Source organism: Acinetobacter thutiue (genome assembly GCF_030385805.1).
In the GTDB taxonomy this organism is placed as follows: domain Bacteria; phylum Pseudomonadota; class Gammaproteobacteria; order Pseudomonadales; family Moraxellaceae; genus Acinetobacter; species Acinetobacter corruptisaponis.
The window spans coordinates 277259-300725 of record NZ_JAUDZE010000003.1; the positions used below are offsets into that span (position 1 = coordinate 277259).

Below are 23467 nucleotides of genomic sequence, written 5' to 3' on the forward strand. Positions count from 1 at the left end.
ACACTCAATGGTCAAGCAGTTTTTTTCATATCTTTAAATAATAACGGTGGCAGCATGTTGATTGGGGAATTGGCAAAACAGGCACAGTTAAGCCGCGACACCATTCGCTTCTACGAAAAAATGCAGTTGATCCAGTCGATCACGCGCAATAATGGCTACAAGGACTATCCTGAGCAAACCCTGCAACAGTTGCAGTTGATTCGTACCGCCAAGAATCTGGGCTTTTCCCTGGGTGAAATCCAGCAGATTCTGGAAATGACCGCACAGGATGAAATTCCAGCCACACAGGTTCAGGGTATCTTTCAGGAAAAGCTGAACATGATTGATGAGAAGATTGCCCAGTTACATCAAATCAGGACCATGCTCAGCCGCTTGACCCAGGGTGAGGCCTGCCCGTTGAGAAAGGATTGTCCGATTCCTGAATTAAACTGATTCATTTTCAAAAAATTAAAATCTTCCATTGACCATAGCGCCCATTTCCCTCTTTCTTAGATGATGAGCTAAAACCGCCTTCATTCTCTCCATATAAAAATATAGTCATAAAAAGCATACAAAATCGCGTCATTTTCATGCTTTTTAGCGGTATATAACATTCTGTAAAGGTTCAGTTACAGAATCTTGCCTGGTTGAGAAAGGAACATATATGACTCAGACATATAGCAGGGAAGAAAGAGCAAGCCGCATTAAGGGTATTATCGGTGCGGCATCAGGGAATTTGGTTGAATGGTTCGACTTCTATATTTATGCCGTTTTTGCTGCGTATTTCACCCATGCACTGACCGCTCCCGATATGGAACCCACCACCAAGGCCATCTATGTATGGGGGGTGTTTGCCGCAAGCTTCTTTATGCGCCCCATTGGTAGCTGGCTGTTTGGACGGATTGCCGACCGACATGGACGCAAGCAGTCCATGGTGATCTCGATCTGCCTTATGGCACTTAGTTCATTTCTATTTGCAGCATTGCCGACCTATGAGCAGGTGGGCATGTTTGCACCATTCCTGTTGCTGATGGTTCGACTGTTACAGGGTCTCTCCGTGGGTGGTGAATACGGCGCGGTTGCCACCTATATGAGTGAGCTGGGCCTGAAAGGCCAACGCGGTTTCTTTGCCTCATTCCAGTATGTAACCTTATCAGGTGGCCAGTTGCTTGCCAGCCTGCTCGGCGTCATCTTGCTTGGCTTCATGACTGAACAGCAGTTGAATGATGGCGGCTGGCGTATTCCTTTTGTGATTGGAGGGATCGCCGCCTTGCTGTCTTTGGCAGCGCGTAGCCGTCTGGAGGAAACCCTGTCGCATGAGGATGCTGAGCGTGAGGAATCGGGTAGCCTGATTGCCCTGTTGAAAAAGCACTGGAAAACCTTTTTACTGGTGGTGGGCTATACCTCAGCGGGTTCACTCACATTTTATGTGGTCACGGTCTATTCCAAGACCTACCTCACCAACATCGGTATGGACGGCAAAACCGTTGGCTTTATCATGACCACGGCCCTATTCGTGTTTATGATCGCCCAGCCATTCTTCGGGATGCTGTCTGATCGGATTGGGCGACGTACCTCCATGCTGGCTTTCAGCCTACTCAGTGCAATCTTTATTTATCCTGTGATGGTCACGGGTATGCGCAGCTTTGTCAACTCACCCATCATTATCACTTTATTGCTGATTTTCCTGATGATGTTGCTAAGTTTCTATACTTCCATCAGTGGCCTGGTGAAAGCTGAAATGTTCCCACCGCATGTCCGTGCCCTAGGTGTCGGTTTTTCCTATGCGGTGGGTAATGCCCTGTTTGGTGGTTCCGCTCCCTCTGTGGCGTTACTGTTCAAGGATGCAGGGATTGAAAACACGTTTTTCGTTTACGTGATTATCATGCTCATCATCTGTTTCTTCTGTAGTCTGGCATTACCGAAGAAACCTGAATATCTGGAACATGACCACTAGCAAAAACAAGGCTATAAGATAAAAACCACCTTTGTTCAGGCAAAGGTGGTTTTTATTTTCAAGGCACTAATTAAGATAGGGATTGAGATTGACCAACTGTTTAAAGCCACTCTGCACCACCATTGCGGTACGTGATTTGGGACGATGGACTGCTTCTCGCTGGGTAAATTCAATCATCTGTTGATTAAAGTCTAAACGGGGATACTGTTGAAATAACTGTTGCCTAAACTGAGGAGCAAACTCAAAACCTCGGCTTCCAATCACATCACAACTGGCAGCCTGTTGTAGCAAGTGTGCTTCCGTTCCCTCATCAAGGGATACATAGGGATTCATGTGCATACTGATCACATCAAATAGCTGGTCAGCCCTTGGAATAGCCCAGCCCCGTTCAATCGACCAATCTTTTGCGGCGTAGGCACCCTGTCCTGCAAAACAGCGGCAATTCGCATGGTGCTGATAATGCAGCTCGGTCATGCCCAAATCATGCAATAAGCAGGACACCGCCAACAACTCATCATCACGCTTTAAGCCCTGCATCCTGGCAAACCCAATGGCATAGTACCATGTTCTCAGGCAATGGTTCTGCAAGGCATCCGAACTACAGGACTGCATCTTTTCCAGCGCCTGCCTGACCTCTGCACTGTCGGGCAAGCGTAGGTCATCCAGTGTCAGACTGCCCTGCACCATTGCCTTTGAGCGATGTGCCAAGGCATACATTTTTACACTTTGCTTAAGCACAGGCAGCAGACTATGGCTCAATAAGGCCATACGATCTTTCAATGATAAATCACCCGAAGTTTGTGCCATCCATGCCTGTCGACCAATCTGCATATTTACCCTCCAATAAAATTAGAGTAATTACTCTAATTTTTAGTTTTACTGGAAATAAACAGGGATGTCAAAGCAATTGCGATTAATCAAAACATGGATTTACAGTTGGCTCTTTAGCAAAGCATCCAGCCAGTCAATAAAGACCTGAAAATATTTTGGACGATATTGCCGATCTGTCAGCAGAATACTCACAGGCAATTCCAAAGCTGGAATATCGGTAAACAGGCGTTGTAACTGCCCTTGTTCCACATAAGATTTGGCATCAAATTCAGGAATCTGGATGATGCCAATCCCCGCCAAACCTGCCTGAATATAGGCCTCGGTATTTTCAACCAGCAGACGGTAGGGCATTTTGACACGCTGGTTACGAAACTCCAGTTCACTTAACTCACGATAATGTTTTGCCACATGATAATCCACGGCAAAATGCTGCGGTAACTCATCAAAGTTTTTAGGCTCGCCCAATTCTGCCAGATAGTGAGGTGATGCCAGCGTCCAGATTTTGGCTGGTTTAATAGGCCTGATCAGCAGGTATTCATCCTGAACCTGTCCCACCCGTACCACACAGTCCAGTTGCTGTTCAATCAGGTTGCAAAAATCATCACTGCCATTAATCAACACCTTTACTGTTGGATAACGCTGATAAAAGGTCAATAAATTTGGAATAAGCACCTGTGTTGCCAAGCGTTTCGGCATGCCAATGCTGATTTTTCCCTCCTGACTACGCACATGGGTTTTAAAGCGATTCAGTTCTTTTAATTGTGCGACCAAGCGAATCGCTTCTTCATAAAACAAGCTGCCCTCATGCGTAAGCGCCACCTTACGGGTGGTACGGTAAAACAACAGCACTTCATATTCTTTTTCAAGGGACTGAATCGCATAGGTGACATTGGAACGTGGCAGTCCCAACTGCACCGCTGCCTGTGCAAAAGACTGTTTCTCCGCTACCAGGCAGAAAATTTTTAAACGCTCAATCTTGTCCATTTATTATTCAACTTTTCTGCACAATCAGTTCAATACTAACAACTATTTCAAACAAATAAATTCAATTAGCATGATTTTTATGCAAAACAAAGACGAGGATAAGCAGATGTCACAGCATGACTTAAAAGGTAAAACGGTATTGATCACAGGCGGTGCAAAAAACTTAGGTGGTTTAATTTCGCGTAAATTTGCTGAGCAAGGTGCGAATCTACTGATCCATTACAACAGTACATCAACCCAAGCCGATGCCGAAGACACCTTAAAAGCAGTACAAGATTTAGGCGCAAAAGCCATCTTGGTACAAGCCGATTTATCCGATATTCAAAATATTGAGGCATTATTTATCAAGGCTAAACAAGAGTTTGGTAGTGTGGATATTGCCATTAACACCGTGGGGCGTGTGTTGAAAAAGCCTTATCTGGACACCACCGAGCAAGAGTTTGATGTCATGAATGACATCAACAACAAGATTGCCTATTTCTTTATTCAGTCAGCAGGTCGTCATCTCAATGCCAATGGAAAAATCTGTACCATTGTGACCAGTTTACTTGCCGCCTATACAGGACTTTATTCCACTTATGAGGGCTTGAAAGCGCCCGTGGAACACTATACCCGTGCGGCATCCAAGGAATTTGGTGAACGCTGTATTTCAGTGACTGCCGTTGCACCTGGCCCAATGGATACACCTTTTTTCTATGGTCAGGAAGCGCCTGAAGCAGTGGCCTACCACAAATCTGCTTCAGCTTTAGGTGGCTTAACCAAGATTGAAGATATTGAGCCTTTAGTTCGCTTCTTGGTCACTGATGGCTGGTGGATTACGGGGCAGACTATTTTTGCCAATGGTGGTTATACCACACGTTAACAGTTTTTAAATGGGGCTTGTGGCAAATTCCATATTGCCCAAGCCTGCTAATTTAACCAAAACACCAAGGCATAAAAACACGCCAAACTCAGGATAATGGTCAATAAGGTATGTCTGACCTTATAGGCAATCACAATGGTTAAAATCGTGGCCAGAAAATAAGGATTGAGCAGGGTTGAACGAAATACGCCCTGCTCATCCATAAACACAATCGGGGTGGCAATCGCAGTCAATAAGCATGGTGCTGAATATTGCAAGGACTGTTGAAACCATTTGGGCAAACGCACGGGAAGATTCGGTTCGAGCAAGATATAGCGGTTCATAAACACCACAATTGCCAAAATAATCAGGAGAAACCAACTCATACCACACGCTCCCGAAAATTCTGCAAGCAGGTTGCGGTCAACATTCCAATCACCCCTGCCAAGATGGCTGCACTTTTAATGTCCAGGCCTAGAAACACCACCGTTAAAATCACCGAAACCAGTACACCCACCAACGTATTTAGGTTTTTAATAAAGGGAATCACGATGGCAATAAAGGTTGCAACAATAGAGAAATCGAGATGATATTGGTCTAAATTTGGCAGAGAGGAAGCCAACACAATACCTCCAATACTAAATAGCACCCAAGCCAAATAGAAACAACTGCCAGCTCCAAGCAAAAAATAAATATAATGTTCACGTTTATGAATACCAACAACAAACAATTCATCAGTCAGCAAAAAACCAAATAACAAACGCTGTTTTAATGGCAGTCTGGCAATTTCTTCACGAAAATATAGTGCATATAAATAATGCTGTGTGGTGATCAAAAATACTGAAATGATAATGGTGAGTGCAGGTGTACCCGCCATGACCAAACCTAGTGTCATCAACTGTGCTGCACCAGCAAAAACCAGTGCAGACATTCCTATGGCTTGCCCAGTGGTCAGGCCAGCCTGAATCGCCATTGAACCTGCCAGCAAACCCCACGGCAACACTGCGAAACATAGGGGAAGTATTTTGATTATCCCTTGTAAAAAAGCACGCTGGGGAGAGGAAAGATTTTCAGCAGAATCTGGGAACATAAGAACAACAAGTTTGCGTTGGGAACTGAGGAATTATAATAAAGTTCAAAATAAAAATGGAAAAATCATCTATTTTGAATGTAAAAAACCTCCCGAGGGAGGTTTCTACATTATCAAAAATTGTAATAGACTTATTTCGTCCCTTTAATTCCCGCCTGCAACAACAAGGCACCCAATCCACCAATTTTTTGCTCTTGTGGTTTCTCGGTTTTTGGTTTGTTGTTTTGCGGACGTTTAAACTCACCGTCTTTACGTGGTGGACGCTGTCCCTGCGGTTTACGCTCTGAACGTTCCGCACGGTCTTGCTGTGGACGCTGCTGTTGGCGCGATGCTTTTGCAGGTGCAGAACCCTCAGCACGCATACTCAGGTTGACACGGTTACGCTCCACATCCACCTGCATCACACGCACCTGCACGATTTGACCTGGCTTCACCACCTTATGTGGATCAGAAACAAATTCATTCGCCAGTTCAGAAATATGCACCAAGCCATCCTGATGCACACCCACGTCTACGAACGCACCGAAGTTCGTCACATTGGTCACTACACCCTCAAGCTGCATGCCTTCAGTCAATTGTGCAACTTCAGTGATATCCTCACGGAATTTGGCGGTACGAAACTCTGGACGTGGATCACGGCCTGGTTTTTCCAGTTCTGCCAAAACATCCTGAATGGTGGGCAAACCGAATTTGTCATCCACAAATTCATCCGCCTTGACTTGGCGAATGATTTCAGTATTGCCAATGATATCTTTTACGGTTGTTGCTTTTGCCGCAACAATTTTTTCCACCAGACCATAACTTTCAGGGTGAACCGCAGATGCATCCAATGGCTCTGAACCATTCTGGACACGCAAGAAACCTGCTGACTGCTCAAACGTACGTTCGCCCAAACGTGGTACTTTTTTCAATGCCTGACGGTTGTCAAAACGACCATGTTCTTTACGGTATTCAACAATTTGCTGTGCAATCGCTTTATTTAAACCAGCAATATAAGCCAAAATTGCAGGAGAAGCAGTATTGACATCCACACCCACCGCGTTCACACAGTCTTCCACCACGGCATCCAGTGTTTTTGCCAAACCTGTCTGGTTCACATCATGCTGGTACTGGCCCACACCAATGGATTTTGGATCAATCTTCACAAGTTCGGCCAACGGGTCCTGCAAACGGCGTGCAATCGACACTGCACCACGAATCGACACATCAAGCTCTGGTAATTCTTGCGAAGCAAGTTCACTTGCTGAATAAACTGATGCACCTGCCTCACTCACTGTGATACGCGTCAGTTTTAAATCAGTATTTGCCGCCATCATCTCAGCAACCACTGCTTCGGTTTCACGGCTTGCAGTTCCGTTGCCAATCGCAATAAGTTCCACGTGGAACTCTCGACACAAACGGGCAAGTTCCGCAATAGAACCCTCTTTATCTTCTTTCGGGGCAAATGGATAAATGGTGCTGTAGGCAAGCACATCACCCGCATCACTCACCACCGCAAGCTTCACGCCTGTACGAATACCAGGGTCAACGCCCAAAGTGGTACGGCCACCCGCTGGTGCAGAAAGCAGTAGATGACGCAGGTTTTCAGCGAACACATCCATGGCTTCCGCTTCAGCAGACAAACGTTTATCTGTCAGTAGTGAATGTTCAATCTGTGGACGAACCTTGCCCAGCCAGAACAGTTTTGCCGTTTGCTTTAAATAATCCTGACGGCTTTGTGGCTGTAGCATTTCAAGATTATATTCGCTTTCAATACGTGCCAGTGGTGCATCATCCTCACCATCCACTTTTAAGCCCAATACATTTTCCTGACGGCCGCGCAACATTGCCAATAAACGATGTGATGGCACTTTATTCAGGTTTTCAGAGAACTCAAAATAATCACGGAACTTCTTGCCCACTTCTTTTTTATCTTCAGAGGCGACAGCACTTTTCAACACCGCAGTTTTGGCAAAGCTTTGCTTTAATTCAGTGGTCAGTGCAATATTTTGCGCCCAGTCATCAATCAGGATATGCTGGATTGCATCAAGCTGGCTTTCTACATCTGGATAGTCTTCATGGCTAAAACCAGTCAACGCCTCAATTGGATCAATTTGATCTGAAATAATTTTTTCAGCAACTGGGCCTAGACCCGCTTCTTTTGCCTTAAATGATTTGCTGGTCCGTTTTGGACGGTAAGGTGCGTAAATTTCTTCCAGTGCGTTCTTGGTTTCTGCGGCATTGACACGCGCCAATAAATCATCACTTAATTTATCTTGTTCTTGTAAAGACTGGATCACTTTCTCACGACGTTCGTATAAATCACGTAAGTAAGTCAAACGTGTATCGAGTTGACGTAATTGGGTATCGTCCAAGCCTTGCGTGACCTCTTTACGGTAACGTGCAATAAAGGGAACACTGGCGCCTTCATCAATTAAACGAATAGCAGCTTCTACTTGGTTTGGACGTACGGCAAGTTCATTTGCCAACTGCTGAACTAAGTCAGTCATCGTGATTGATTCCACAAGGGTTAAGTCTAAAAGCACTGATTATAAAGTTCATGGCTATAAAATCCACCATTGTTTTTTTGAATATTTAACCAGTAGTTTTTGCAAATCCGTCAATGTTTCTAAAATAACGGCGTTTTTTAGGCTAAATATTGAAAAATAGGTTGATTGTCATCATTTTGCCTGTATATATTTGGTATCTATCTCTTGATTTTATTGGCAATATTTGTTGCTTTATAACATAGCCAAAACTGTGCAATGAATCGTATACTTCTTCGCATTGCATAAAGACGATGACAATAAACGATAAAAGGAGCACATCATGAGTTTAGTTGTACCTGCCGAATCAACGGAAACCGTACACCATGAAACCGATCGGGTCGAACGCATCCTAGTCGTCGATGATGATGTGCGCTTGCGTACACTGTTACAACGCTTCCTTGAAGACAAGGGCTTTGTGGTAAAAACCGCGCATGACGCCACCCAGATGGACCGTTTGCTACAGCGTGAACTGTTCTCCCTTATCGTGCTCGACTTTATGCTTCCTGTGGAAGATGGCTTAAGTATCTGTCGTCGCCTGCGCCAGTCCAATATTGACACTCCAATCATCATGCTGACCGCGCGTGGCAGTGACTCTGACCGTATTGCAGGTCTGGAAGCGGGTGCAGATGACTATCTGCCAAAGCCATTCAACCCAAATGAACTGTTGGCTCGTATCCGTGCGGTACTGCGCCGTCAGGTTCGCGAGGTGCCAGGCGCACCAAGCCAGCAGGTTGAAGTGGTTAGTTTTGGACCGTGGGCGCTGGACCTGTCTACCCGCACCCTCACCCGTGAGGGACAGGTGGTGACCCTGACCACAGGTGAGTTCGCCGTGCTGAAAGCACTGGTCCAGCATCCCCGTGAGCCATTGACCCGTGACAAGCTGATGAACCTTGCCCGTGGCCGTGAATGGGGGGCAATGGAACGCTCGATTGACGTGCAGGTTTCCCGTTTACGCCGCTTAATTGAGGACAATCCTGCCCGCGCCCGCTATATCCAGACTGTTTGGGGCGTAGGCTACGTTTTTGTTCCAGATGGTGCTGAGTAAGTGCGGGAAACTCAACCTTGAAGCTTGAACCGATTGATCCACAAGAATTTACCGACTTTGAGACCTACTCTGAAAAGCCACGGACCCAATGGGAACGTTTTTTAGACAAGATCAAGCCACGGTCTGCCGCAATGCGTACCACCGTACTGGTACTGTTTACGGTGTTCTTTAGCCTATTCATGTCCTTGTGGTTCTTTTGGCGAACCCTCTACCTTCCTGAACTGCAACAGCATGCACGCTATCTGGCCATTGAGCTGGAACTGGTCAACAATCCTGACATTCGCATCCTACACCGCGATACCGAAGTCGATATCGACACATGGCTAAAAAACCGTATTGGGATTGAATATGTAACCGATCCACGGGAGTTTCCAGTACTGGAAGATAAGTTTCTGGCCGAGTTCTTCACCGACCAGATTGAGGAAAAGCTTGCCAAAGAGCTGGGTGTTGAGAAAGTTACCGTTTATTTTAAATTCAAGCCGATTCCACGTATCTGGATTCAAACGCCTGAAATGAATGGCAACTGGGTCAGGGAACCCCTCAAGACCTACACCAACTACAGTGTTGAACTGATTGCATCATGGCTGTTTGGTGTGCCGATCCTGTCCTCCGTTATTATCCTGATTCTGGTGCGGCAGATGAACCGTCCCTTGCGCCGCCTACAGAATGCCGCCAACAACTACAGTAAAACGGGCAAGGCCCCCTATCTGGACACCAACCACGGGCCACTGGAAATCCGTCAGGTCAATCAGGCCTTTAACCACATGGTGTATACACTGGAACAAACCGAGCGTGACCGCCGTGTCATGCTGGCGGGCATCTCCCACGATTTGCGCACTCCACTAACCCGTATTCGCCTGACAGCGGAAATGCTGCCTGATGAGTTTTTCCGTGAGGGGCTGATTTATGATGTGGATGATATGGATGCCATCCTGAATCAGTTTATTTCCTATATGCGAGATGGTTCGGATGAGGAGCTGACAGATACCAATATCAACAGCTTGCTGCAAGAACTGGTGGTGCAGTTCAAGCCGCTGGACATCCGCTTTGAGGCACAGGAACTTCCCGTGATTCCTGCACGCAGCCTGTCACTCAAGCGCCTGATTGCCAACCTGATCAATAATGCCAAGCGTTATGGTGCCGAACCCATCGAACTGTCTGCCAGTCATGTTGACCAGTATATTTTAATTACCGTGGCTGATCATGGAGAAGGCATCCCGCCCGATCAGGTGGAGGAACTGATGCAGCCTTTTGTACGTGGCAATTCCGCACGTACCATTCAGGGAAGTGGTCTGGGCCTCGCCATTGTGAAACGTATTGTGGACATCCATCAGGGACAGATCAACATCCGCAACCGAGAGCAAGGCGGTCTGGAAGTGGTGATTTCCCTGCCTATTCCCACACCTGAAGATGAATCACATAGCAACACCATCGACAAGATCAAGCAAACCCTAAGCGGTCATTTTTAAAATGTCGCACTGATACGTGTTCCCACTTTTATCTTGCGACATTCTGAATCGCCAATAGGCAATTTTTTAAACTTGAAGTCACGAAAGTGAACAGCCCGATTTTGCATATCAAAGGGTTCAGAAGTGGTAATTTTCAGGCATTGAAAAGGCAAAATGCTTTTTAAAATTTCTTTATCTTTCTCAGTCAGTTGCTGGGTTGAGAGATAAATATGCCCTGTTGTAATCGGCAAGTGTATTTCTGCTCCCTGCATTTCTGCGGAACCTGTCAGCTTCACGGTATGATGATTAACAACTTTACAGCCATGTAAAGCAAGCATACTCATCAAAACAATTACACTTTGAATTTTTTTCATTGACTTGCTCAATCATGCGGTTCTTAGCTAAATTACCACTAAAATCCATAGATATTAAAGAAGTGGATATACTGAATTTAAGTAAGTTTCAACTAACCCCTCGTCCTATTTTTTTCACCCTATTAGACCTTAGCCTTAGTTCAATTCACTTTTCACGTTTTAGCGCTAAAATCCATATCCAATGAAAATCAAAATTGAGAATGGATGATGTCTCTAGATCGTATTCGCCTTGCCTCACTGCATGACAAAGTGATGAGTGCTGAGCAGGCTGCCAGCTTTATTGAAAATGACATGACGGTGGGTATGAGTGGTTTTACCCGTGCAGGCGAAGCGAAAGCCGTTCCTCAGGCACTTGCTGAACGTGCCAAGAAAAATCCGTTAAAAATCACGTTAATTACAGGTGCAAGTCTAGGTAACGACCTCGATAAACAGCTCACTGAGGCAGGTGTATTGGCACGTCGCATGCCATTCCAGGTGGACAACACCCTGCGCCGCGCCATCAACAACGGCGAAGTAATGTTTGTTGACCAGCACCTGTCCGAAACTGTAGAGCACATGCGTAACCTGCAACTGAAAAAACCAGATATTGCGGTGATTGAGGCTGTGGCGATTACTGAAGACGGTGGCATCATTCCAACCACATCGGTGGGCAACTCAGCCAGCTTTGCGATTTTTGCTGAAAAAGTTATTGTTGAAATCAATACCAACACCAGTACCGCCTTTGAAGGCCTGCATGACATCTACATTCCGACCTATCGCCCAACACGCCAGCCAATTCCATTGACCAAGGTGGATGAGCGTATGGGAAGTACAGCCATCAATATCGACCCTGCCAAAATTGTCGGTATTGTATTCAATGACACCCTGCTTGACTCACCATCAACCGTCACCCCGCCAGATGACGAAACCCAGGGTATTGCCAATCACCTGATTGCCTTTTTTGAAAAGGAAGTGGCTGAGGGCCGTTTACCGAAAAATCTGGGACCTTTACAGGCAGGTATTGGTTCGATTGCCAATGCAGTACTGACGGGCTTAAAAGATTCTCCTTTTGAAGATCTGGTGATGTATTCAGAAGTATTGCAGGACTGTACTTTTGAATTGATTGATGCTGGAAAAATGAAATTTGCATCAGGCTGCTCTATCACCCTATCACAGAAATATGGCGAAAAGGTGTTTGGCAATATTGAGGCCTATCGTGACAAGCTGGTGTTGCGTACACAGGAAATGTCCAACCACCCAGAGCTGGTACGCCGTTTAGGCATCATTGGCATCAATACCGCGCTTGAGTTTGATATCTACGGCAATGTGAACTCAACACACGTTTGCGGCACCAAAATGATGAATGGGATCGGCGGTTCAGGTGACTTTGCCCGTAATGCGCACCTAGCCATCTTCGTAACCAAATCGATTGCCAAGGGCGGTGATATTTCATCTATCGTGCCAATGGTCAGCCATGTTGACCACAATGAGCATGATGTTGATATTTTGGTGACTGAAATTGGATTAGCGGATTTACGTGGCCTGGCACCTCGTGAACGTGCCAAGGTGATCATTGAGAACTGTGTACATCCTCTTTACCGTAACGCTCTTCAGGACTATTTTGAGCGTGCCTGTGAACGTGGTGGACATACACCTCACCTGCTTCGTGAAGCGCTGTCCTGGCATGCAAACTTTGAAGAAACAGGCCATATGCTGGTTAGCAATATTGAGGTTGCTAAATCGGCTTAATTTCCTAAGCTATGAGATAAAAAAGCCAGTCTTGTTGAACTGGCTTTTTTATCTGCATCAGTTTAGCACTTCCGCAATATGATAACTTGCCTGTGCAATCGGGGTGAGTTGATCAGACATCTGGTAGACCTTGACATCATAATTCCCTGTCTGCCAGCCATTTGTGGGTACAGTACTGATCCAGTTTTGTGATGAATCCTGACTAATATTTCTTGGTGTAAATACCAGAATCTCACCTGTATCCCGATTTAACCAGCGGATAAAAACCTGCTGATCCGCAGGAAACTTCCCTAGCGTATCAAAATGAGCAAATATATTTTGGAAATGATGGACCTGATGTAAATCCTCTGAAGATTGTGGCATGACTGGCGTAAGTGCCAGCACCAACCGACCTGCCAACACCTGATCATCATTTTGTGAACCAAGTTCTTCCAGGGCACGTTGGGCAAAAACCTTTTTATCCCGAATCATGGAGAAATCCTGTCGGGGAAATGCCTTTTTGAGATAGTCAGAGACTTGCTGTTCGGGTGTGCTGGCAAGAATTTGCGAAATTTGCTGTTGCTGCTGCCCAGAAAGTGTACTTAATGGTTGTGCTTTATTATTGACCAACTGCCGTACGGTAAAATCCGTAAGATCATCAACATCTGTGATCTCAGGAGAATGTTGATCAGATTTTGCTGTAGTCTGTACTGGTTTTGACGGCATTGTTGGCAAATGCCGAAAATCCGCGACCAGATACCCCAAGCCAAATCCAACACTTAAACATAACAAATAAAGCCATTTTTCCATAGGTATTCCAAAATTAAAGGTGGATACACCACCTTTAAAACATGACTTACGGCTTAACTATGAAGCACAGCTGACTTTTGTTCCGTTCAAGGTCACTCCACTGCTAAATGATGTGCCATTATCAATAACATACTGTTTGATAAAGCCTGTACCTGTAAGCATTCTGAGTGATGTGCCCACACATACGCTGGTTTGCTGGACCTGTCCAATCGATGCAACACAACCATTTTGTGTCGCCGTAACCGTATTGGTTCCCGTTGCGCACTGTGCGGTAATGGTCGTACTTGGGCTTGAATTATCTGATGATTCGCAGGCGGAACAGTTATTCTGACTTTCACAGGCATCCGCCGCAGATTGTGATTTACAAGTATAGGTCACATCACCTTTGGTAATTTTTTTAGAATAGGAAGAGTCCGTACTTGCTGAACCACCGCCACCTCCCCCGCAAGCAGTTAAAAATATGCATAAAAATGCGGCTGTACTTAATTTAATTGTATTGAACATAGAAATACCTTTTATATCATTGTATTTAAATTTTTTAGATCGTCTGAGTTATTCTACCCAAGTATTTAAAAGACGCATATCATGGCGCCATTCGCCTATTATTTTTGCAATCACATTTTTCATGCAATTCTTGAAAGCTTAGCGCATGGTTGGTCAATGAATCAAATAAATTTATCAAACAATAAAAAAAGCCCCAAACTTTCGTTTGGGACTTTTTGAATATGGTGGCGGGACCCAGGATCGAACTGGGGACACACGGATTTTCAATCCGTTGCTCTACCGACTGAGCTATCGCGCCAATGGCGTGTATTAAGCCGTATCTCAGGCAAATAGTCAACAACTATCCTGAGCTTTTGTTTTAAATGCCGATTTTTCACACAAAAACATCAGGCAAAAAAAATCCCTAATGGGATCAGGGATTGAAATTTCAAATTTATGGTGGCGGGACCCAGGATCGAACTGGGGACACACGGATTTTCAATCCGTTGCTCTACCGACTGAGCTATCGCGCCAAAGTGGGCGTATTAAACAATGTTTGTCAAAATCCGTCAAGTCAATTTGTGGATTTTCCTATTAACTGTTTAATTTTGCTACAATACTAAATAAGAATCTATTTTCAGCTAGATCTTGCCCAGATGCGACAGGCAGCGGTGAATCGCGCCACAACCTGGCTCAAACTGCTTCACGCCCTGCTCCTCTTCAATGCGGCAAACCTCCTCAACCAGACGCTCTGCCACGCCCCGTCCACGATTGGCAGGGTGAACCACAATATATTCCAACACACGGCTTTCACCTTGTCCTGTTGACCAAATTGCACCTATAATTTTGGTGTTAAATTCAGCGGTGTAAACTGTGGTATATTGTTGCAGATCTTGTTCAAGTTGCTGCATTGCATCTTGCCCATCACCAAACTCTGGGCTGGTGTCATAAAGTCGCTCTAGCTGGGTACGAATCCCTAGATTATCTAGAGAACGGTAAGCATGTACGGTAATAGGCATTGATTAACCCTCCTGAGCAAACTATGATGCTGTCACTTTTTCGTCACAGCGAAACTATCGGTTTTTAATTCAATCATTTTTGACGTTTTTTGAGGAACGTGTCCATGACGCAACGTATCAGTGAAGTGGTAAGAAATACCAACGAAACCAAAATTCGAGTTCGTCTCAATCTCGATGGTACTGGTCAAGGCACCCTCAACACTGGAGTTCCATTTTTAGACCATATGATTGATCAAATCAAGCGCCATGGTCTATTTGATATCGACATTCATTGCGATGGTGACCTTGAAATTGATGATCACCACACGGTGGAAGACTGTGGAATCACGCTGGGACAAGCCTTTGCGCAAGCTTTAGGTGATAAAAAGGGCTTGCGTCGTTATGGACATTTTTATGCGCCACTCGATGAAGCACTGTCTCGTGTTGTGGTTGACCTGTCTGGTCGTCCAGGCCTGTTTATGGATATTCCATTCACCCGTGCCCGTATCGGAAGCTTTGACGTTGATCTATTCTCGGAATTTTTTCAGGGATTTGTCAACCATGCACTGATGACGCTGCATATTGACAACCTGAAAGGCAAAAACAGCCACCACCAGATTGAGAGTGTGTTTAAGGCGCTGGCTCGTGCCCTGCGTATGGCCTGTGAAATCGATCCACGTGCCGAAAATACCATTGCATCTACCAAAGGGAGTCTGTAATGACTCGTATTGCATTACTTGACTATGGTATGGGCAACCTGCACTCTGCGGCGAAAGCGCTAGAGCATGTGGGTGCAACGGTTGATGTCACCAATGATCCAAAGCTGATTGCCAAGGCGGACAAGATTGTTTTCCCAGGTGTTGGCGCAATGCGTGACTGTATGCAGGGTATGCATGAGGCAGGCATTGATGAGGTGGTGCGTCAGGCAGCTTTCAATAAACCTGTTCTTGCGATTTGTGTTGGCATGCAAGCCCTACTGCAAAGTTCGGAAGAAAATGGTGGCGTGGATGCACTCGGTATTTTTGATGGAATGGTGAAACACTTCCCTGAAATTCCACATTTAAAAGTACCACACATGGGCTGGAATCAGGTTCACCAGCTTGATCCAGATCATCCTATGTGGAATAACATTGAGCAGGACGCACGTTTCTATTTTGTGCATAGTTATTATGTGGAACCAAAAGATTCGGCCATTACTGCGGCAACCTGTGATTATGGCGTGAACTTCTGTACCGCCATTCACAAGGACAACCTGTTCGCGACCCAGTTTCATCCAGAGAAAAGTCATACCGCTGGTTTGCAGTTGTTAAAAAACTTTGTGGAATGGAAGATTTAAGTCCGTTCCATGCAGATCAAGTTTCTTGTTATAACTTGATCTGCAACTCATAAAATATTTTAAGCTTTTATTCTGAAGATTTTTCTTTATTATTCTAATGCATACAATTTCTTAATTTTTACAATCCCATAAAAACACTTAGATAGGCATAACAATGAACTCATTGACTCAAACTGTGGATCATCCACTCAGCCCCAAAGGTCGTTTTGGCCGATTATCCTACGCCGCATGGTCTTTATTAAGTGGTCTTGTTGCGTGTATTGCCATTTTCATTTTGGCATTTGGCGCTGCACTATTAACTGGAGACAATCTTGAGCAAGGACAAGATTTTCCAATCCTTGCAATTGTCCTGTTTATCATCGTTTATATTGCTCTCATATATTTTTCTTTTGTTTTTACCATTCGTCGTTTACATGACCGTAATCAAAACGGATGGTTGTCGTTATTGATCATCGTCCCTCTTGTAAATCTGATTTTCCTGATTTACCTATTCTGTGCCAAGGGTACAGTGGGTGAAAATAATTTTGGTCCAGCACGAATCACTCAGGGTTGGGAAAAAGTCTTGGGTTGGATTTATATTATCCTTATCCCAATTGCCTTTGTTTTAGGGGTGGTCGCTGCAATTGCAATCCCTGCTTATCAGGACTATGTGCAAAGAGCCCAACAGACACAGCAACAATATAATCACAATACTGAATAAATCCTGGCTCGAAGTTATTCTAAAGCCAAGTTTTCTCACTTGGCTTTTTCATTTGTGCAAAAGCGTTTAAGCTCCACCCATCAGTTATGTTTCAATGAAGATGGAAATGCAAGAACAAACCGTTGCATTAAGCAAAGAGCAAATACGAGCGTTACCCGCATTCCAGAATCTACATCCTGAAAATATTCTGGTCATTCGTACCCTCGAACAGTGTCGGGAAATTCAGGATGAACTGAATCAGGTTAAAATCCTTGGTTTTGACACCGAATCCAAACCAACATTCAAGGTGGGCGAAAAATCCACAGGCCCCCACCTCATTCAGTTGGCAAGCCATGACAAGGCCTACCTTTTTCAGGTCAGCACAGAGATTCTGGGTTTTTTAAAACCGATTCTGGAAAATGAGCGGCAACTTAAGGTAGGTTTTGGCCTCAAGAATGATACCAGTGGATTCCGTCGCCAGGGAATTGAGCCAAAATCCCTGATTGAGCTGTCTAAAAGCTTTTCCAGCTTTGGCTATACCTCACAGGTCGGTGTACAAACAGCGGTGGCCCTACTTTTTCAGCGTTATTTTGCCAAGAGTAAAAAAATAAGCACCTCAAACTGGGCGGTCAAAAACCTGAGTTCCAAACAAATCGCCTATGCGGCGGCAGATGCCTATGCAGCCCTGCTGATCTTTGACCATCTTTATACACAGCAGTTACTCACCCCACAACTCCAGCAACAAATCAGCAGAATACTGGATGATTCAGTATCCAGGACTTAGAGATCGTCCAATACTTTGCTAATATGTAGCCAATTTAAACTTTAGATGATGCAAGGAGCGAAAGCATGCTAATCATCCCTGCAATTGACCTGAAAGATGGTAAATGTGTCCGTTTAAAGCAAGGACGCATGGAAGATGACACTGTTTTCTCTGATGATCCTGTAGCAACAGCACAACACTGGGTGGATGAAGGCGCACGTCGTTTACATTTAGTGGATTTGAATGGTGCTTTCGCAGGTACGCCAATTCATAAACCTGTGGTTGAGGCGATTGCCCGCGCACAGCCTGAGCTTCCAATCCAGATCGGTGGTGGTATCCGCTCCTTGGAAACCATCGAGCATTATTTAGAGGCTGGCGTGTCATTTGTGATTATTGGCACCAAAGCGGTGAAAGAGCCTGAGTTTGTGGAAGAGGCATGCAAACGCTTTGCAGGCCACATCATCGTGGGGATTGATGCCATCAACGGTATGGTCGCAACCGATGGCTGGGCCAATGTGACTGATGTCAAGGCAACTGATCTAGCCAAGCGTTTCGCGGATGCAGGTGTTTCCAGCATCGTGTATACCGACATTGCACGCGATGGTATGATGCAAGGTGTCAACGTTGAGCAAACCGTGAGTTTGGCGGAATACTCAGGCTTACCTGTGATTGCTTCAGGCGGTGTCACCAACCTTGATGATGTCCGCAACCTGAAAGGCCAGAAAGGTATTTTAGGTGCGATTACAGGCCGTGCGATTTATGAGGGTACACTGAACCTTCGTGAGGCTCAGTTATTACTGGATGAAGATCGCCTCTAAACAAAGCACTGAAAGAAGAGCCGTCAGGCTCTTTTTTTTTGTGACTTGAATAAATTGCCTGATCCACGCTGGAGCAGATAATTTCTCTTGCATAGACGCTATCAGTTTATACACAATATAAAGTTGATTTTTACTGTTTTTACAACATGCCAACCCATCTCGCCTCCTCTCCCAGAGCCGCCCAGTTTGCGCTTATTTTTATTACCATGATCTGGGGCAGCACATTTCTGGCGGTGCAATACGCCCTGAATTTTAGTAGCCCCATGTTTTTTGTCGGCTGTCGTTTTGCTGTCGCAGCCTTGGCCATCCTACTGATCTCAATCAATTCTATTCGCGGGTTAACCCTAAAGGAAACACTGGCAGGCACCGCAATTGGTGTAGTGATTGCAATTGGTTATGGCACACAGACCATTGGCCTACAGACCATCCTCAGCAGTGAATCAGCCTTTCTGACTGCCCTGTACGTTCCACTCGTACCAATCCTGATGTGGGTTATTTTCCAGAAATGCCCCAGTTTAATGACCTGGGTGGGCACAGCACTGGCATTTACAGGTCTGGTACTTTTAACAGGAAATGGTTTCTCAGGTATTCAGCTCAATTACGGGCAGGTGCTGACCCTGATCTGTGCCTTTGTGATTGCCCTGGAAATTATCTTGATTGGTTATTTTGCTGGAAAGGTCAATCTCAGGCGGGTTACGGTGGTTCAGCTTGCCGTTGCCTCACTCCTCTCTTTTGCCAGTATGCCGATGGTGGGTGAACACAAGATTCCTGAATTTTCATGGGCACTGCTGCTGATTGCTGTGGCCCTAGGTTTAGCCAGTGCCCTGATTCAGTTCGTGATGAACTGGGCACAGCGTATGGTTGACCCAAGCCGTGCCGCAATCATCTATGCTGGTGAACCTGTCTGGGCAGGCTTATTTGGGCGGATTGCGGGTGAGCGACTGCCTTTACTGGCCTTGCTGGGAGGTTTAATGGTGGTTCTAGGGGTGTTGTTCAGTGAGTTAAAATGGAACAAGCCTAAACAAAAAGAGCGCTAAAAAGCACTCTATGCTGCTGATGACTCTTTCTTTTTGATTAACATACACGGTTGGTAATATTCCACCGTAGGCATGGGCTCATAAAATGGATGCAGCAACGCTTTCCACTCCTGATAGGCGCTGGACTTCCTAAAACCCTCGGTATGGTTTTCAAGCTGGTCCCAGAAAATCATCAGTATATAACAATCCTGCTGCCGCATATGCTTAATCAGTTGCACGGCATTTAGGCCGTGCATGGGATAGATAATCTCTTTGGCTTGCTGGAAAGCCTGTTCAAAAGCCTCACTTTGATCAGGCTTAATATTTAAATGCACATGCTCAATAATCATGCTTTATCCTATTTTATTGGTACATGGGTTTATTATCATTTAGTGCGATTAAACCACGAATTGCCCGATAAACAATCCAGACCCACGCGGCAAAAATCACCAGTACACAAAATACCGTACCAGAGAGCGCAACGCCAGCAAATGCATTGGCATTGTCCCCTGTAAAGAATAGGAAGAAGAATGGAATAAAGGCGATGATGTTCCAAGCCAGATACCACCAGAATGTACGGATCTGCCAGGTAAAGTGGCTTTCAAAGATTGAGCCGCGCACATCACCACGCTTGACATAGTTAATAATGAGCGCAATGACCGCCAATAAGCCACCAGAAAAAATTGCAATAATATAAAGCACATAAAGAACCAGCGTTAGAGTACGGTTCGGGTCTTGATCAACGGAATAATTCATTTTTATTTATCTCCAGACACGCCATCAATAAAAGACATTGAGCGGCGAAATTAACCAGCATATCAACAGTATATGAAAGGCTATGGTACAGAAATAAATCTTACGAAATGGTTGTTTTTGTGTTTTATGTCGCAATTTTTGTTGTGCAAGCCAACCCGCGCACCATCCCCCCAAGGAATCCACGATATGCAAGGTCTGTTCTGGAATACGGCGGTTCCCCAACTGGGCCGCCTCTTTGTCCTGTGCATATAGCCAATAGCTCAGGACATTCATCAGGCTGACGAACAGTAGCGTATAGGGTGGCAGCAGCCTGCTAAAACTGGCGACCAACATAAACAGGATATAAACCACAATGCCAATCTGCATGGGTGACCACGCCTTAGACTGTTTTGGTTGAGCTGGTTCAGCCCGATGCTCAAGCACCTGTGACACTTTCAGGTAGGTCACCTGCTGGGCACGATAGCGACCACGCTCATCCAGAATCACTGTATATTCCAGCGCACAGCCGACAATCGGGCGTGGCCCTGTACGGGCAAAGTCCTTAATGTGCAGGAACACACGCTCCCTATGTGCATCATTGGGTTGAATAAAGCCATAGCCCCTGTCATCAAACCATTCCACCAAACGACCTTGATCTCGCATGACTGTTCCCTAAGCTTTGATTCGTTGTAAACGGTCTTGTAACATCATGCGCATTTCCAGTGGGTCTTTTTGCAAAATATCCTCCCCTGTGCGCCCCTGTTCGGCATTTTTCTGGGCCACCTGTAAACGCATACTCCAGAAACGGCAGGCCGCCATTGCCAGGAAAATGTCCAGACAGGCCTGCTCATCGCTGGTCAGCATCCGAATGGTTTGATAGGCAGCCAGAAAGGCATCAACCTTGTCCTGATTAAGATGTACCTGCGGATAACTGGTACAGAAATCATTGATGCTAATGGCGATATCAAACAGCCATTCATCCTGATTGAGTTCATAGAAATCGAGGATACCGTTGAGTTGACTGCCCTCAAACAGGGTGTTATCCCGAAACAAGTCTGAATGGATAAAGCCTGATGGACGATCTGGATGCTGTTGTGTGATCTGTGCAAATTGTTGAAAAACCTGCGCCAACACATCCTGATCTTCCACATTCATTTTTGGCTTTAGCTGCTCAGCCACATCAGACCAATACTGATGGTTACGGTTAAAATCACGCTGTAGGGGAAAGTCCTGCAACGCCAAATGTAGTTTAGCCTGTGCCTGTGCAATCGCCCGCACCTGCTCAATGCTGGCCTGCTCTGGATGCGCCCCCATTAAGCGCGGTGCAATCTGGGCGGGCTTACCTGCAATGCTATGGATGGCCTGACCATGATGTTTCAATGGCACTGCGACAGGTACGCCTGCCTGCCCCAAACAGTCCAGCACGGGCACCAGTTCCCCCGCACCCTCAGCATCCAGTTCCTCAAAAACCGTCAAAACATATTGCTGCTGTGCTTGATCCACCAAAAAAAAGTTGGTGTTTTGAATACCACCCTGGATTGGAATCAGGTCAATCACCGCCAAACCATAAGGCTCGGCAAATGCCTGAACGTCTTCTAAACTCAACGGGGTATAAACCGACATGGAAAACCTGCAAAATATCACTCTGATTTTGATAGAATACCCGTTCCCTCCATGAAGGTGTAGCACCAGAGTCGGTCTCCTTTCTCTCTTGGCGATTTTTTGGAAAATTTTATGCTCGCAAAACGTATTATCCCTTGTTTGGATGTTGATAATGGCCGAGTCGTTAAAGGCGTTCAATTCCTTGATATTCGTGACGCAGGCGACCCTGTTGAGGTTGCGCGTCGCTACAACGAACAGGGCGCCGATGAAATTACCTTTTTAGATATTACCGCCACCCATCATGGACGGGACACCACCTACCGTACGGTGGAGCGTATGGCGGAAAGCGTTTTCGTGCCTTTAACTGTGGGCGGTGGCGTGCGTAAGGTTGAAGACATCCGTTTATTGCTGAATGCAGGTGCGGACAAGGTCAGCATCAACTCGGCTGCGGTGTTTACCCCTGAATTTGTGCAGGAGGCTTCACAGCGTTTTGGTGCGCAATGTATCGTGGTTGCGATTGATGCCAAGAAAACAGGTGAGAATAAGTGGGAAATCTTTACCCACGGTGGACGTAAACCGACTGGGATTGATGCGATTGAATGGGCTGTCAAAATGGCGGACTTCGGCGCTGGTGAACTGTTGGTAACCAGTATGGATGCCGATGGCACCAAAGCAGGTTATGACATTGCCCTGATGCGTCAGATCAACGACCGTGTCAGCATTCCAACCATTGCTTCAGGTGGTGTGGGAAACCTACAGCATTTAGCGGATGGAATTTTAAAAGGTGGTGCGGATGCCGTATTAGCAGCATCTATTTTTCATTTTGGTCAGCACACCATTCCAGAAGCCAAACAATATCTGGCTGAACAAGGCATTGAAATGCGGTTATAAGCCACATCACAGGCGTAGCTGGTTTTTCGGTTACGCCTTAATTTTTAAAAGAATAAAAATATGAATGAAACTTTCGTTTGGGTTATTTTATTTAGTATTGCAGCTTTGATGTTCTTTTGGGCAAAGCGGCAACAATCAAATGTGATAAAAACACTGGTTTGTTTGTTTTTACTCCCTATAGTTTTAATTTCACATTTATCTATTTACAGAATAAATGATTATTTAGCGGTAAATTCTTCTATTCAACAGCATAAATGTGGGATTTTTTCGCAAGAAAATTTCATAGAGCATCATGCAAAATCAGGAAGTTACAAACAATCCCTTTATGAATTTAAAACAGAAACAGGAGAGATCTTTGCTTTTGCCTATAACCGTCATTTAGCACGACGTTTGCCTCAGATTAGATCTTTACAGCCACAACAGAAAATCTGTTTTCAATATTCACCTAAGTTTAAAGATAGCGATGGGTATTATGTACTCACTGATCTAAAGCTACAAAATCAATAGACAAAAAAATACCTTGCCTAAGCAAGGTATGGAAAAATGCGTTTA

The 23467-nt window shown here is 45.3% G+C and carries 27 protein-coding genes and 2 tRNA genes; 14 read left to right on the forward strand and 15 right to left on the reverse strand.

Annotated features, from left to right (window positions below; translation table 11 throughout):
- Window positions 1-54 precede the first annotated feature (54 nt).
- Both QTA56_RS10020 and QTA56_RS10025 read left to right on the forward strand, forming a co-directional pair.
- Window positions 55-432, forward strand: a complete 378-nt coding sequence (locus QTA56_RS10020; protein ID WP_267980816.1) for a MerR family DNA-binding protein — start codon at window positions 55-57, stop codon at window positions 430-432.
- Window positions 433-643: 211 nt separating this feature from the next.
- Entirely contained in the window at window positions 644-1936 is a 1293-nt protein-coding gene (locus QTA56_RS10025; protein WP_267980817.1) for an MFS transporter, read from the forward strand.
- Window positions 1937-2002: 66 nt separating this feature from the next.
- On the opposite strand, the gene QTA56_RS10030 is transcribed toward QTA56_RS10025, so the two are convergent.
- Together QTA56_RS10030 and QTA56_RS10035 are read right to left on the reverse strand one after the other, a co-directional pair.
- Window positions 2003-2767: an HD domain-containing protein gene (locus QTA56_RS10030; protein ID WP_267980818.1), complete on the reverse strand. Its 765-nt coding sequence runs from the start codon at window positions 2765-2767 to the stop codon at window positions 2003-2005.
- A 99-nt stretch (window positions 2768-2866) separates the two neighbouring features.
- Window positions 2867-3751, reverse strand: a complete 885-nt coding sequence (locus QTA56_RS10035) for a LysR family transcriptional regulator (protein ID WP_267980819.1) — start codon at window positions 3749-3751, stop codon at window positions 2867-2869.
- Between the two features lie 106 nt (window positions 3752-3857).
- Here QTA56_RS10035 and QTA56_RS10040 point away from each other — a divergent pair, with 106 nt between their 5' ends.
- Entirely contained in the window at window positions 3858-4613 is a 756-nt protein-coding gene (locus QTA56_RS10040) for an SDR family oxidoreductase (RefSeq protein WP_267980820.1), read from the forward strand.
- 47 nt (window positions 4614-4660) lie between these two features.
- On the opposite strand, the gene QTA56_RS10045 is transcribed toward QTA56_RS10040, so the two are convergent.
- The 3 genes from QTA56_RS10045 to QTA56_RS10055 all read right to left on the reverse strand — a co-directional run bounded on the left by QTA56_RS10045 (window position 4661) and on the right by QTA56_RS10055 (window position 8171).
- Window positions 4661-4978, reverse strand: coding sequence for an AzlD domain-containing protein (locus QTA56_RS10045; RefSeq protein WP_267980821.1), 318 nt, complete (start codon window positions 4976-4978; stop codon window positions 4661-4663).
- The gene (locus QTA56_RS10050; RefSeq protein ID WP_267980822.1) at window positions 4975-5682 is read right to left on the reverse strand and encodes an AzlC family ABC transporter permease; all 708 of its coding nucleotides are present in this window, start codon (window positions 5680-5682) and stop codon (window positions 4975-4977) included. The genes QTA56_RS10045 and QTA56_RS10050 overlap by 4 nt, the downstream gene beginning before the upstream one ends.
- A 131-nt stretch (window positions 5683-5813) precedes the next feature.
- Window positions 5814-8171 carry a Tex family protein gene (locus QTA56_RS10055; RefSeq protein ID WP_267980823.1) on the reverse strand — a complete coding sequence of 786 codons (2358 nt, stop codon included), beginning with the start codon at window positions 8169-8171 and terminating at the stop codon, window positions 5814-5816.
- 319 nt (window positions 8172-8490) lie between these two features.
- Here QTA56_RS10055 and ompR point away from each other — a divergent pair, with 319 nt between their 5' ends.
- Together ompR and QTA56_RS10065 are read left to right on the forward strand one after the other, a co-directional pair.
- Entirely contained in the window at window positions 8491-9255 is a 765-nt protein-coding gene (gene ompR, locus QTA56_RS10060) for an osmolarity response regulator transcription factor OmpR (RefSeq protein ID WP_004678831.1), read from the forward strand.
- A 17-nt stretch (window positions 9256-9272) separates the two neighbouring features.
- The gene (locus tag QTA56_RS10065) at window positions 9273-10724 is read left to right on the forward strand and encodes an ATP-binding protein (RefSeq protein WP_267980824.1); all 1452 of its coding nucleotides are present in this window, start codon (window positions 9273-9275) and stop codon (window positions 10722-10724) included.
- Here QTA56_RS10065 and QTA56_RS10070 read toward each other — a convergent pair.
- On the reverse strand, window positions 10721-11077 hold the full coding sequence (locus tag QTA56_RS10070; RefSeq protein ID WP_267980825.1) for a hypothetical protein: 357 nt from the start codon (window positions 11075-11077) through the stop codon (window positions 10721-10723). The two genes, QTA56_RS10065 and QTA56_RS10070, sit on opposite strands and share 4 nt — an antisense overlap.
- Before the next feature lie 207 nt (window positions 11078-11284).
- On the opposite strand from QTA56_RS10070, the gene scpC reads away from it, so the two are divergent.
- A complete protein-coding gene (gene scpC / locus QTA56_RS10075; RefSeq protein WP_004760495.1) occupies window positions 11285-12805 on the forward strand; it encodes a succinyl-CoA:acetate CoA-transferase ScpC in 1521 nt (506 codons plus the stop codon).
- A gap of 57 nt (window positions 12806-12862) precedes the next feature.
- On the opposite strand, the gene QTA56_RS10080 is transcribed toward scpC, so the two are convergent.
- The 5 genes from QTA56_RS10080 to QTA56_RS10100 all read right to left on the reverse strand — a co-directional run bounded on the left by QTA56_RS10080 (window position 12863) and on the right by QTA56_RS10100 (window position 15096).
- Window positions 12863-13594, reverse strand: coding sequence for a hypothetical protein (locus QTA56_RS10080; RefSeq protein ID WP_267980826.1), 732 nt, complete (start codon window positions 13592-13594; stop codon window positions 12863-12865).
- A gap of 57 nt (window positions 13595-13651) precedes the next feature.
- The gene (locus QTA56_RS10085) at window positions 13652-14098 is read right to left on the reverse strand and encodes a hypothetical protein (RefSeq protein ID WP_267980827.1); all 447 of its coding nucleotides are present in this window, start codon (window positions 14096-14098) and stop codon (window positions 13652-13654) included.
- Window positions 14099-14320: 222 nt separating this feature from the next.
- Window positions 14321-14396 (reverse strand) — tRNA-Phe (locus tag QTA56_RS10090).
- A gap of 138 nt (window positions 14397-14534) precedes the next feature.
- Window positions 14535-14610 (reverse strand) — tRNA-Phe (locus QTA56_RS10095).
- A 108-nt stretch (window positions 14611-14718) separates the two neighbouring features.
- A complete protein-coding gene (locus QTA56_RS10100; RefSeq protein WP_004760493.1) occupies window positions 14719-15096 on the reverse strand; it encodes a GNAT family N-acetyltransferase in 378 nt (125 codons plus the stop codon).
- A gap of 104 nt (window positions 15097-15200) precedes the next feature.
- Here QTA56_RS10100 and hisB point away from each other — a divergent pair, with 104 nt between their 5' ends.
- The 6 genes from hisB to QTA56_RS10130 all read left to right on the forward strand — a co-directional run bounded on the left by hisB (window position 15201) and on the right by QTA56_RS10130 (window position 19708).
- Window positions 15201-15794, forward strand: a complete 594-nt coding sequence (gene hisB / locus QTA56_RS10105) for an imidazoleglycerol-phosphate dehydratase HisB (protein ID WP_267980828.1) — start codon at window positions 15201-15203, stop codon at window positions 15792-15794.
- Complete coding sequence (gene hisH, locus QTA56_RS10110) at window positions 15794-16411, forward strand: imidazole glycerol phosphate synthase subunit HisH (protein WP_267980829.1); 618 nt, start codon at window positions 15794-15796, stop codon at window positions 16409-16411. Before hisB ends, hisH begins: the two co-directional genes overlap by 1 nt.
- Before the next feature lie 154 nt (window positions 16412-16565).
- Window positions 16566-17111 (forward strand): DUF805 domain-containing protein, encoded by a 546-nt coding sequence (locus QTA56_RS10115; protein ID WP_267980830.1) that lies wholly within the window; start codon window positions 16566-16568, stop codon window positions 17109-17111.
- 100 nt (window positions 17112-17211) lie between these two features.
- The gene (locus tag QTA56_RS10120; RefSeq protein WP_411956094.1) at window positions 17212-17874 is read left to right on the forward strand and encodes a 3'-5' exonuclease; all 663 of its coding nucleotides are present in this window, start codon (window positions 17212-17214) and stop codon (window positions 17872-17874) included.
- Window positions 17875-17939: 65 nt separating this feature from the next.
- Window positions 17940-18671, forward strand: a complete 732-nt coding sequence (gene hisA, locus QTA56_RS10125) for a 1-(5-phosphoribosyl)-5-[(5-phosphoribosylamino)methylideneamino]imidazole-4-carboxamide isomerase (protein ID WP_004760490.1) — start codon at window positions 17940-17942, stop codon at window positions 18669-18671.
- Between the two features lie 146 nt (window positions 18672-18817).
- Complete coding sequence (locus QTA56_RS10130; RefSeq protein WP_267980832.1) at window positions 18818-19708, forward strand: DMT family transporter; 891 nt, start codon at window positions 18818-18820, stop codon at window positions 19706-19708.
- 8 nt (window positions 19709-19716) lie between these two features.
- Here QTA56_RS10130 and QTA56_RS10135 read toward each other — a convergent pair whose 3' ends face one another.
- From QTA56_RS10135 to QTA56_RS10150, 4 genes are read right to left on the reverse strand one after another with little or no spacing between them, the layout of a single operon-like run.
- Complete coding sequence (locus QTA56_RS10135; RefSeq protein WP_267980833.1) at window positions 19717-20037, reverse strand: antibiotic biosynthesis monooxygenase family protein; 321 nt, start codon at window positions 20035-20037, stop codon at window positions 19717-19719.
- Between the two features lie 13 nt (window positions 20038-20050).
- Window positions 20051-20443, reverse strand: a complete 393-nt coding sequence (locus tag QTA56_RS10140; RefSeq protein WP_004683474.1) for a DUF4870 family protein — start codon at window positions 20441-20443, stop codon at window positions 20051-20053.
- A 24-nt stretch (window positions 20444-20467) separates the two neighbouring features.
- On the reverse strand, window positions 20468-21085 hold the full coding sequence (locus tag QTA56_RS10145; protein WP_267980834.1) for a DUF1294 domain-containing protein: 618 nt from the start codon (window positions 21083-21085) through the stop codon (window positions 20468-20470).
- Window positions 21086-21094: 9 nt separating this feature from the next.
- Window positions 21095-22045, reverse strand: a complete 951-nt coding sequence (locus tag QTA56_RS10150; RefSeq protein WP_267980835.1) for a homoserine kinase — start codon at window positions 22043-22045, stop codon at window positions 21095-21097.
- A gap of 111 nt (window positions 22046-22156) precedes the next feature.
- Between QTA56_RS10150 and hisF the strand changes: the two genes are divergently transcribed.
- Together hisF and QTA56_RS10160 are read left to right on the forward strand one after the other, a co-directional pair.
- Window positions 22157-22915, forward strand: a complete 759-nt coding sequence (gene hisF, locus QTA56_RS10155) for an imidazole glycerol phosphate synthase subunit HisF (RefSeq protein WP_267980836.1) — start codon at window positions 22157-22159, stop codon at window positions 22913-22915.
- A 60-nt stretch (window positions 22916-22975) separates the two neighbouring features.
- Window positions 22976-23422: a hypothetical protein gene (locus QTA56_RS10160; RefSeq protein ID WP_267980837.1), complete on the forward strand. Its 447-nt coding sequence runs from the start codon at window positions 22976-22978 to the stop codon at window positions 23420-23422.
- Window positions 23423-23467 lie beyond the last annotated feature (45 nt).

What these genes read in the sequence shown, in the direction of transcription:
- QTA56_RS10020 (WP_267980816.1), top strand. Translation starts at nt 55, where the DNA reads ATGTTGATTGGGGAATTGGCAAAACAGGCACAGTTAAGCCGCGACACC.
- QTA56_RS10025 (WP_267980817.1), top strand. Translation starts at nt 644, where the DNA reads ATGACTCAGACATATAGCAGGGAAGAAAGAGCAAGCCGCATTAAGGGT.
- QTA56_RS10030 (WP_267980818.1), bottom strand. Translation starts at nt 2,767, where the DNA reads ATGCAGATTGGTCGACAGGCATGGATGGCACAAACTTCGGGTGATTTA.
- QTA56_RS10035 (WP_267980819.1), bottom strand. Translation starts at nt 3,751, where the DNA reads ATGGACAAGATTGAGCGTTTAAAAATTTTCTGCCTGGTAGCGGAGAAA.
- QTA56_RS10040 (WP_267980820.1), top strand. Translation starts at nt 3,858, where the DNA reads ATGTCACAGCATGACTTAAAAGGTAAAACGGTATTGATCACAGGCGGT.
- QTA56_RS10045 (WP_267980821.1), bottom strand. Translation starts at nt 4,978, where the DNA reads ATGAGTTGGTTTCTCCTGATTATTTTGGCAATTGTGGTGTTTATGAAC.
- QTA56_RS10050 (WP_267980822.1), bottom strand. Translation starts at nt 5,682, where the DNA reads ATGTTCCCAGATTCTGCTGAAAATCTTTCCTCTCCCCAGCGTGCTTTT.
- QTA56_RS10055 (WP_267980823.1), bottom strand. Translation starts at nt 8,171, where the DNA reads ATGACTGACTTAGTTCAGCAGTTGGCAAATGAACTTGCCGTACGTCCA.
- ompR (WP_004678831.1), top strand. Translation starts at nt 8,491, where the DNA reads ATGAGTTTAGTTGTACCTGCCGAATCAACGGAAACCGTACACCATGAA.
- QTA56_RS10070 (WP_267980825.1), bottom strand. Translation starts at nt 11,077, where the DNA reads ATGAAAAAAATTCAAAGTGTAATTGTTTTGATGAGTATGCTTGCTTTA.
- scpC (WP_004760495.1), top strand. Translation starts at nt 11,285, where the DNA reads ATGTCTCTAGATCGTATTCGCCTTGCCTCACTGCATGACAAAGTGATG.
- QTA56_RS10080 (WP_267980826.1), bottom strand. Translation starts at nt 13,594, where the DNA reads ATGGAAAAATGGCTTTATTTGTTATGTTTAAGTGTTGGATTTGGCTTG.
- QTA56_RS10085 (WP_267980827.1), bottom strand. Translation starts at nt 14,098, where the DNA reads ATGTTCAATACAATTAAATTAAGTACAGCCGCATTTTTATGCATATTT.
- QTA56_RS10100 (WP_004760493.1), bottom strand. Translation starts at nt 15,096, where the DNA reads ATGCCTATTACCGTACATGCTTACCGTTCTCTAGATAATCTAGGGATT.
- hisB (WP_267980828.1), top strand. Translation starts at nt 15,201, where the DNA reads ATGACGCAACGTATCAGTGAAGTGGTAAGAAATACCAACGAAACCAAA.
- hisH (WP_267980829.1), top strand. Translation starts at nt 15,794, where the DNA reads ATGACTCGTATTGCATTACTTGACTATGGTATGGGCAACCTGCACTCT.
- QTA56_RS10115 (WP_267980830.1), top strand. Translation starts at nt 16,566, where the DNA reads ATGAACTCATTGACTCAAACTGTGGATCATCCACTCAGCCCCAAAGGT.
- QTA56_RS10120 (WP_411956094.1), top strand. Translation starts at nt 17,212, where the DNA reads ATGGAAATGCAAGAACAAACCGTTGCATTAAGCAAAGAGCAAATACGA.
- hisA (WP_004760490.1), top strand. Translation starts at nt 17,940, where the DNA reads ATGCTAATCATCCCTGCAATTGACCTGAAAGATGGTAAATGTGTCCGT.
- QTA56_RS10130 (WP_267980832.1), top strand. Translation starts at nt 18,818, where the DNA reads ATGCCAACCCATCTCGCCTCCTCTCCCAGAGCCGCCCAGTTTGCGCTT.
- QTA56_RS10135 (WP_267980833.1), bottom strand. Translation starts at nt 20,037, where the DNA reads ATGATTATTGAGCATGTGCATTTAAATATTAAGCCTGATCAAAGTGAG.
- QTA56_RS10140 (WP_004683474.1), bottom strand. Translation starts at nt 20,443, where the DNA reads ATGAATTATTCCGTTGATCAAGACCCGAACCGTACTCTAACGCTGGTT.
- QTA56_RS10145 (WP_267980834.1), bottom strand. Translation starts at nt 21,085, where the DNA reads ATGCGAGATCAAGGTCGTTTGGTGGAATGGTTTGATGACAGGGGCTAT.
- QTA56_RS10150 (WP_267980835.1), bottom strand. Translation starts at nt 22,045, where the DNA reads ATGTCGGTTTATACCCCGTTGAGTTTAGAAGACGTTCAGGCATTTGCC.
- hisF (WP_267980836.1), top strand. Translation starts at nt 22,157, where the DNA reads ATGCTCGCAAAACGTATTATCCCTTGTTTGGATGTTGATAATGGCCGA.
- QTA56_RS10160 (WP_267980837.1), top strand. Translation starts at nt 22,976, where the DNA reads ATGAATGAAACTTTCGTTTGGGTTATTTTATTTAGTATTGCAGCTTTG.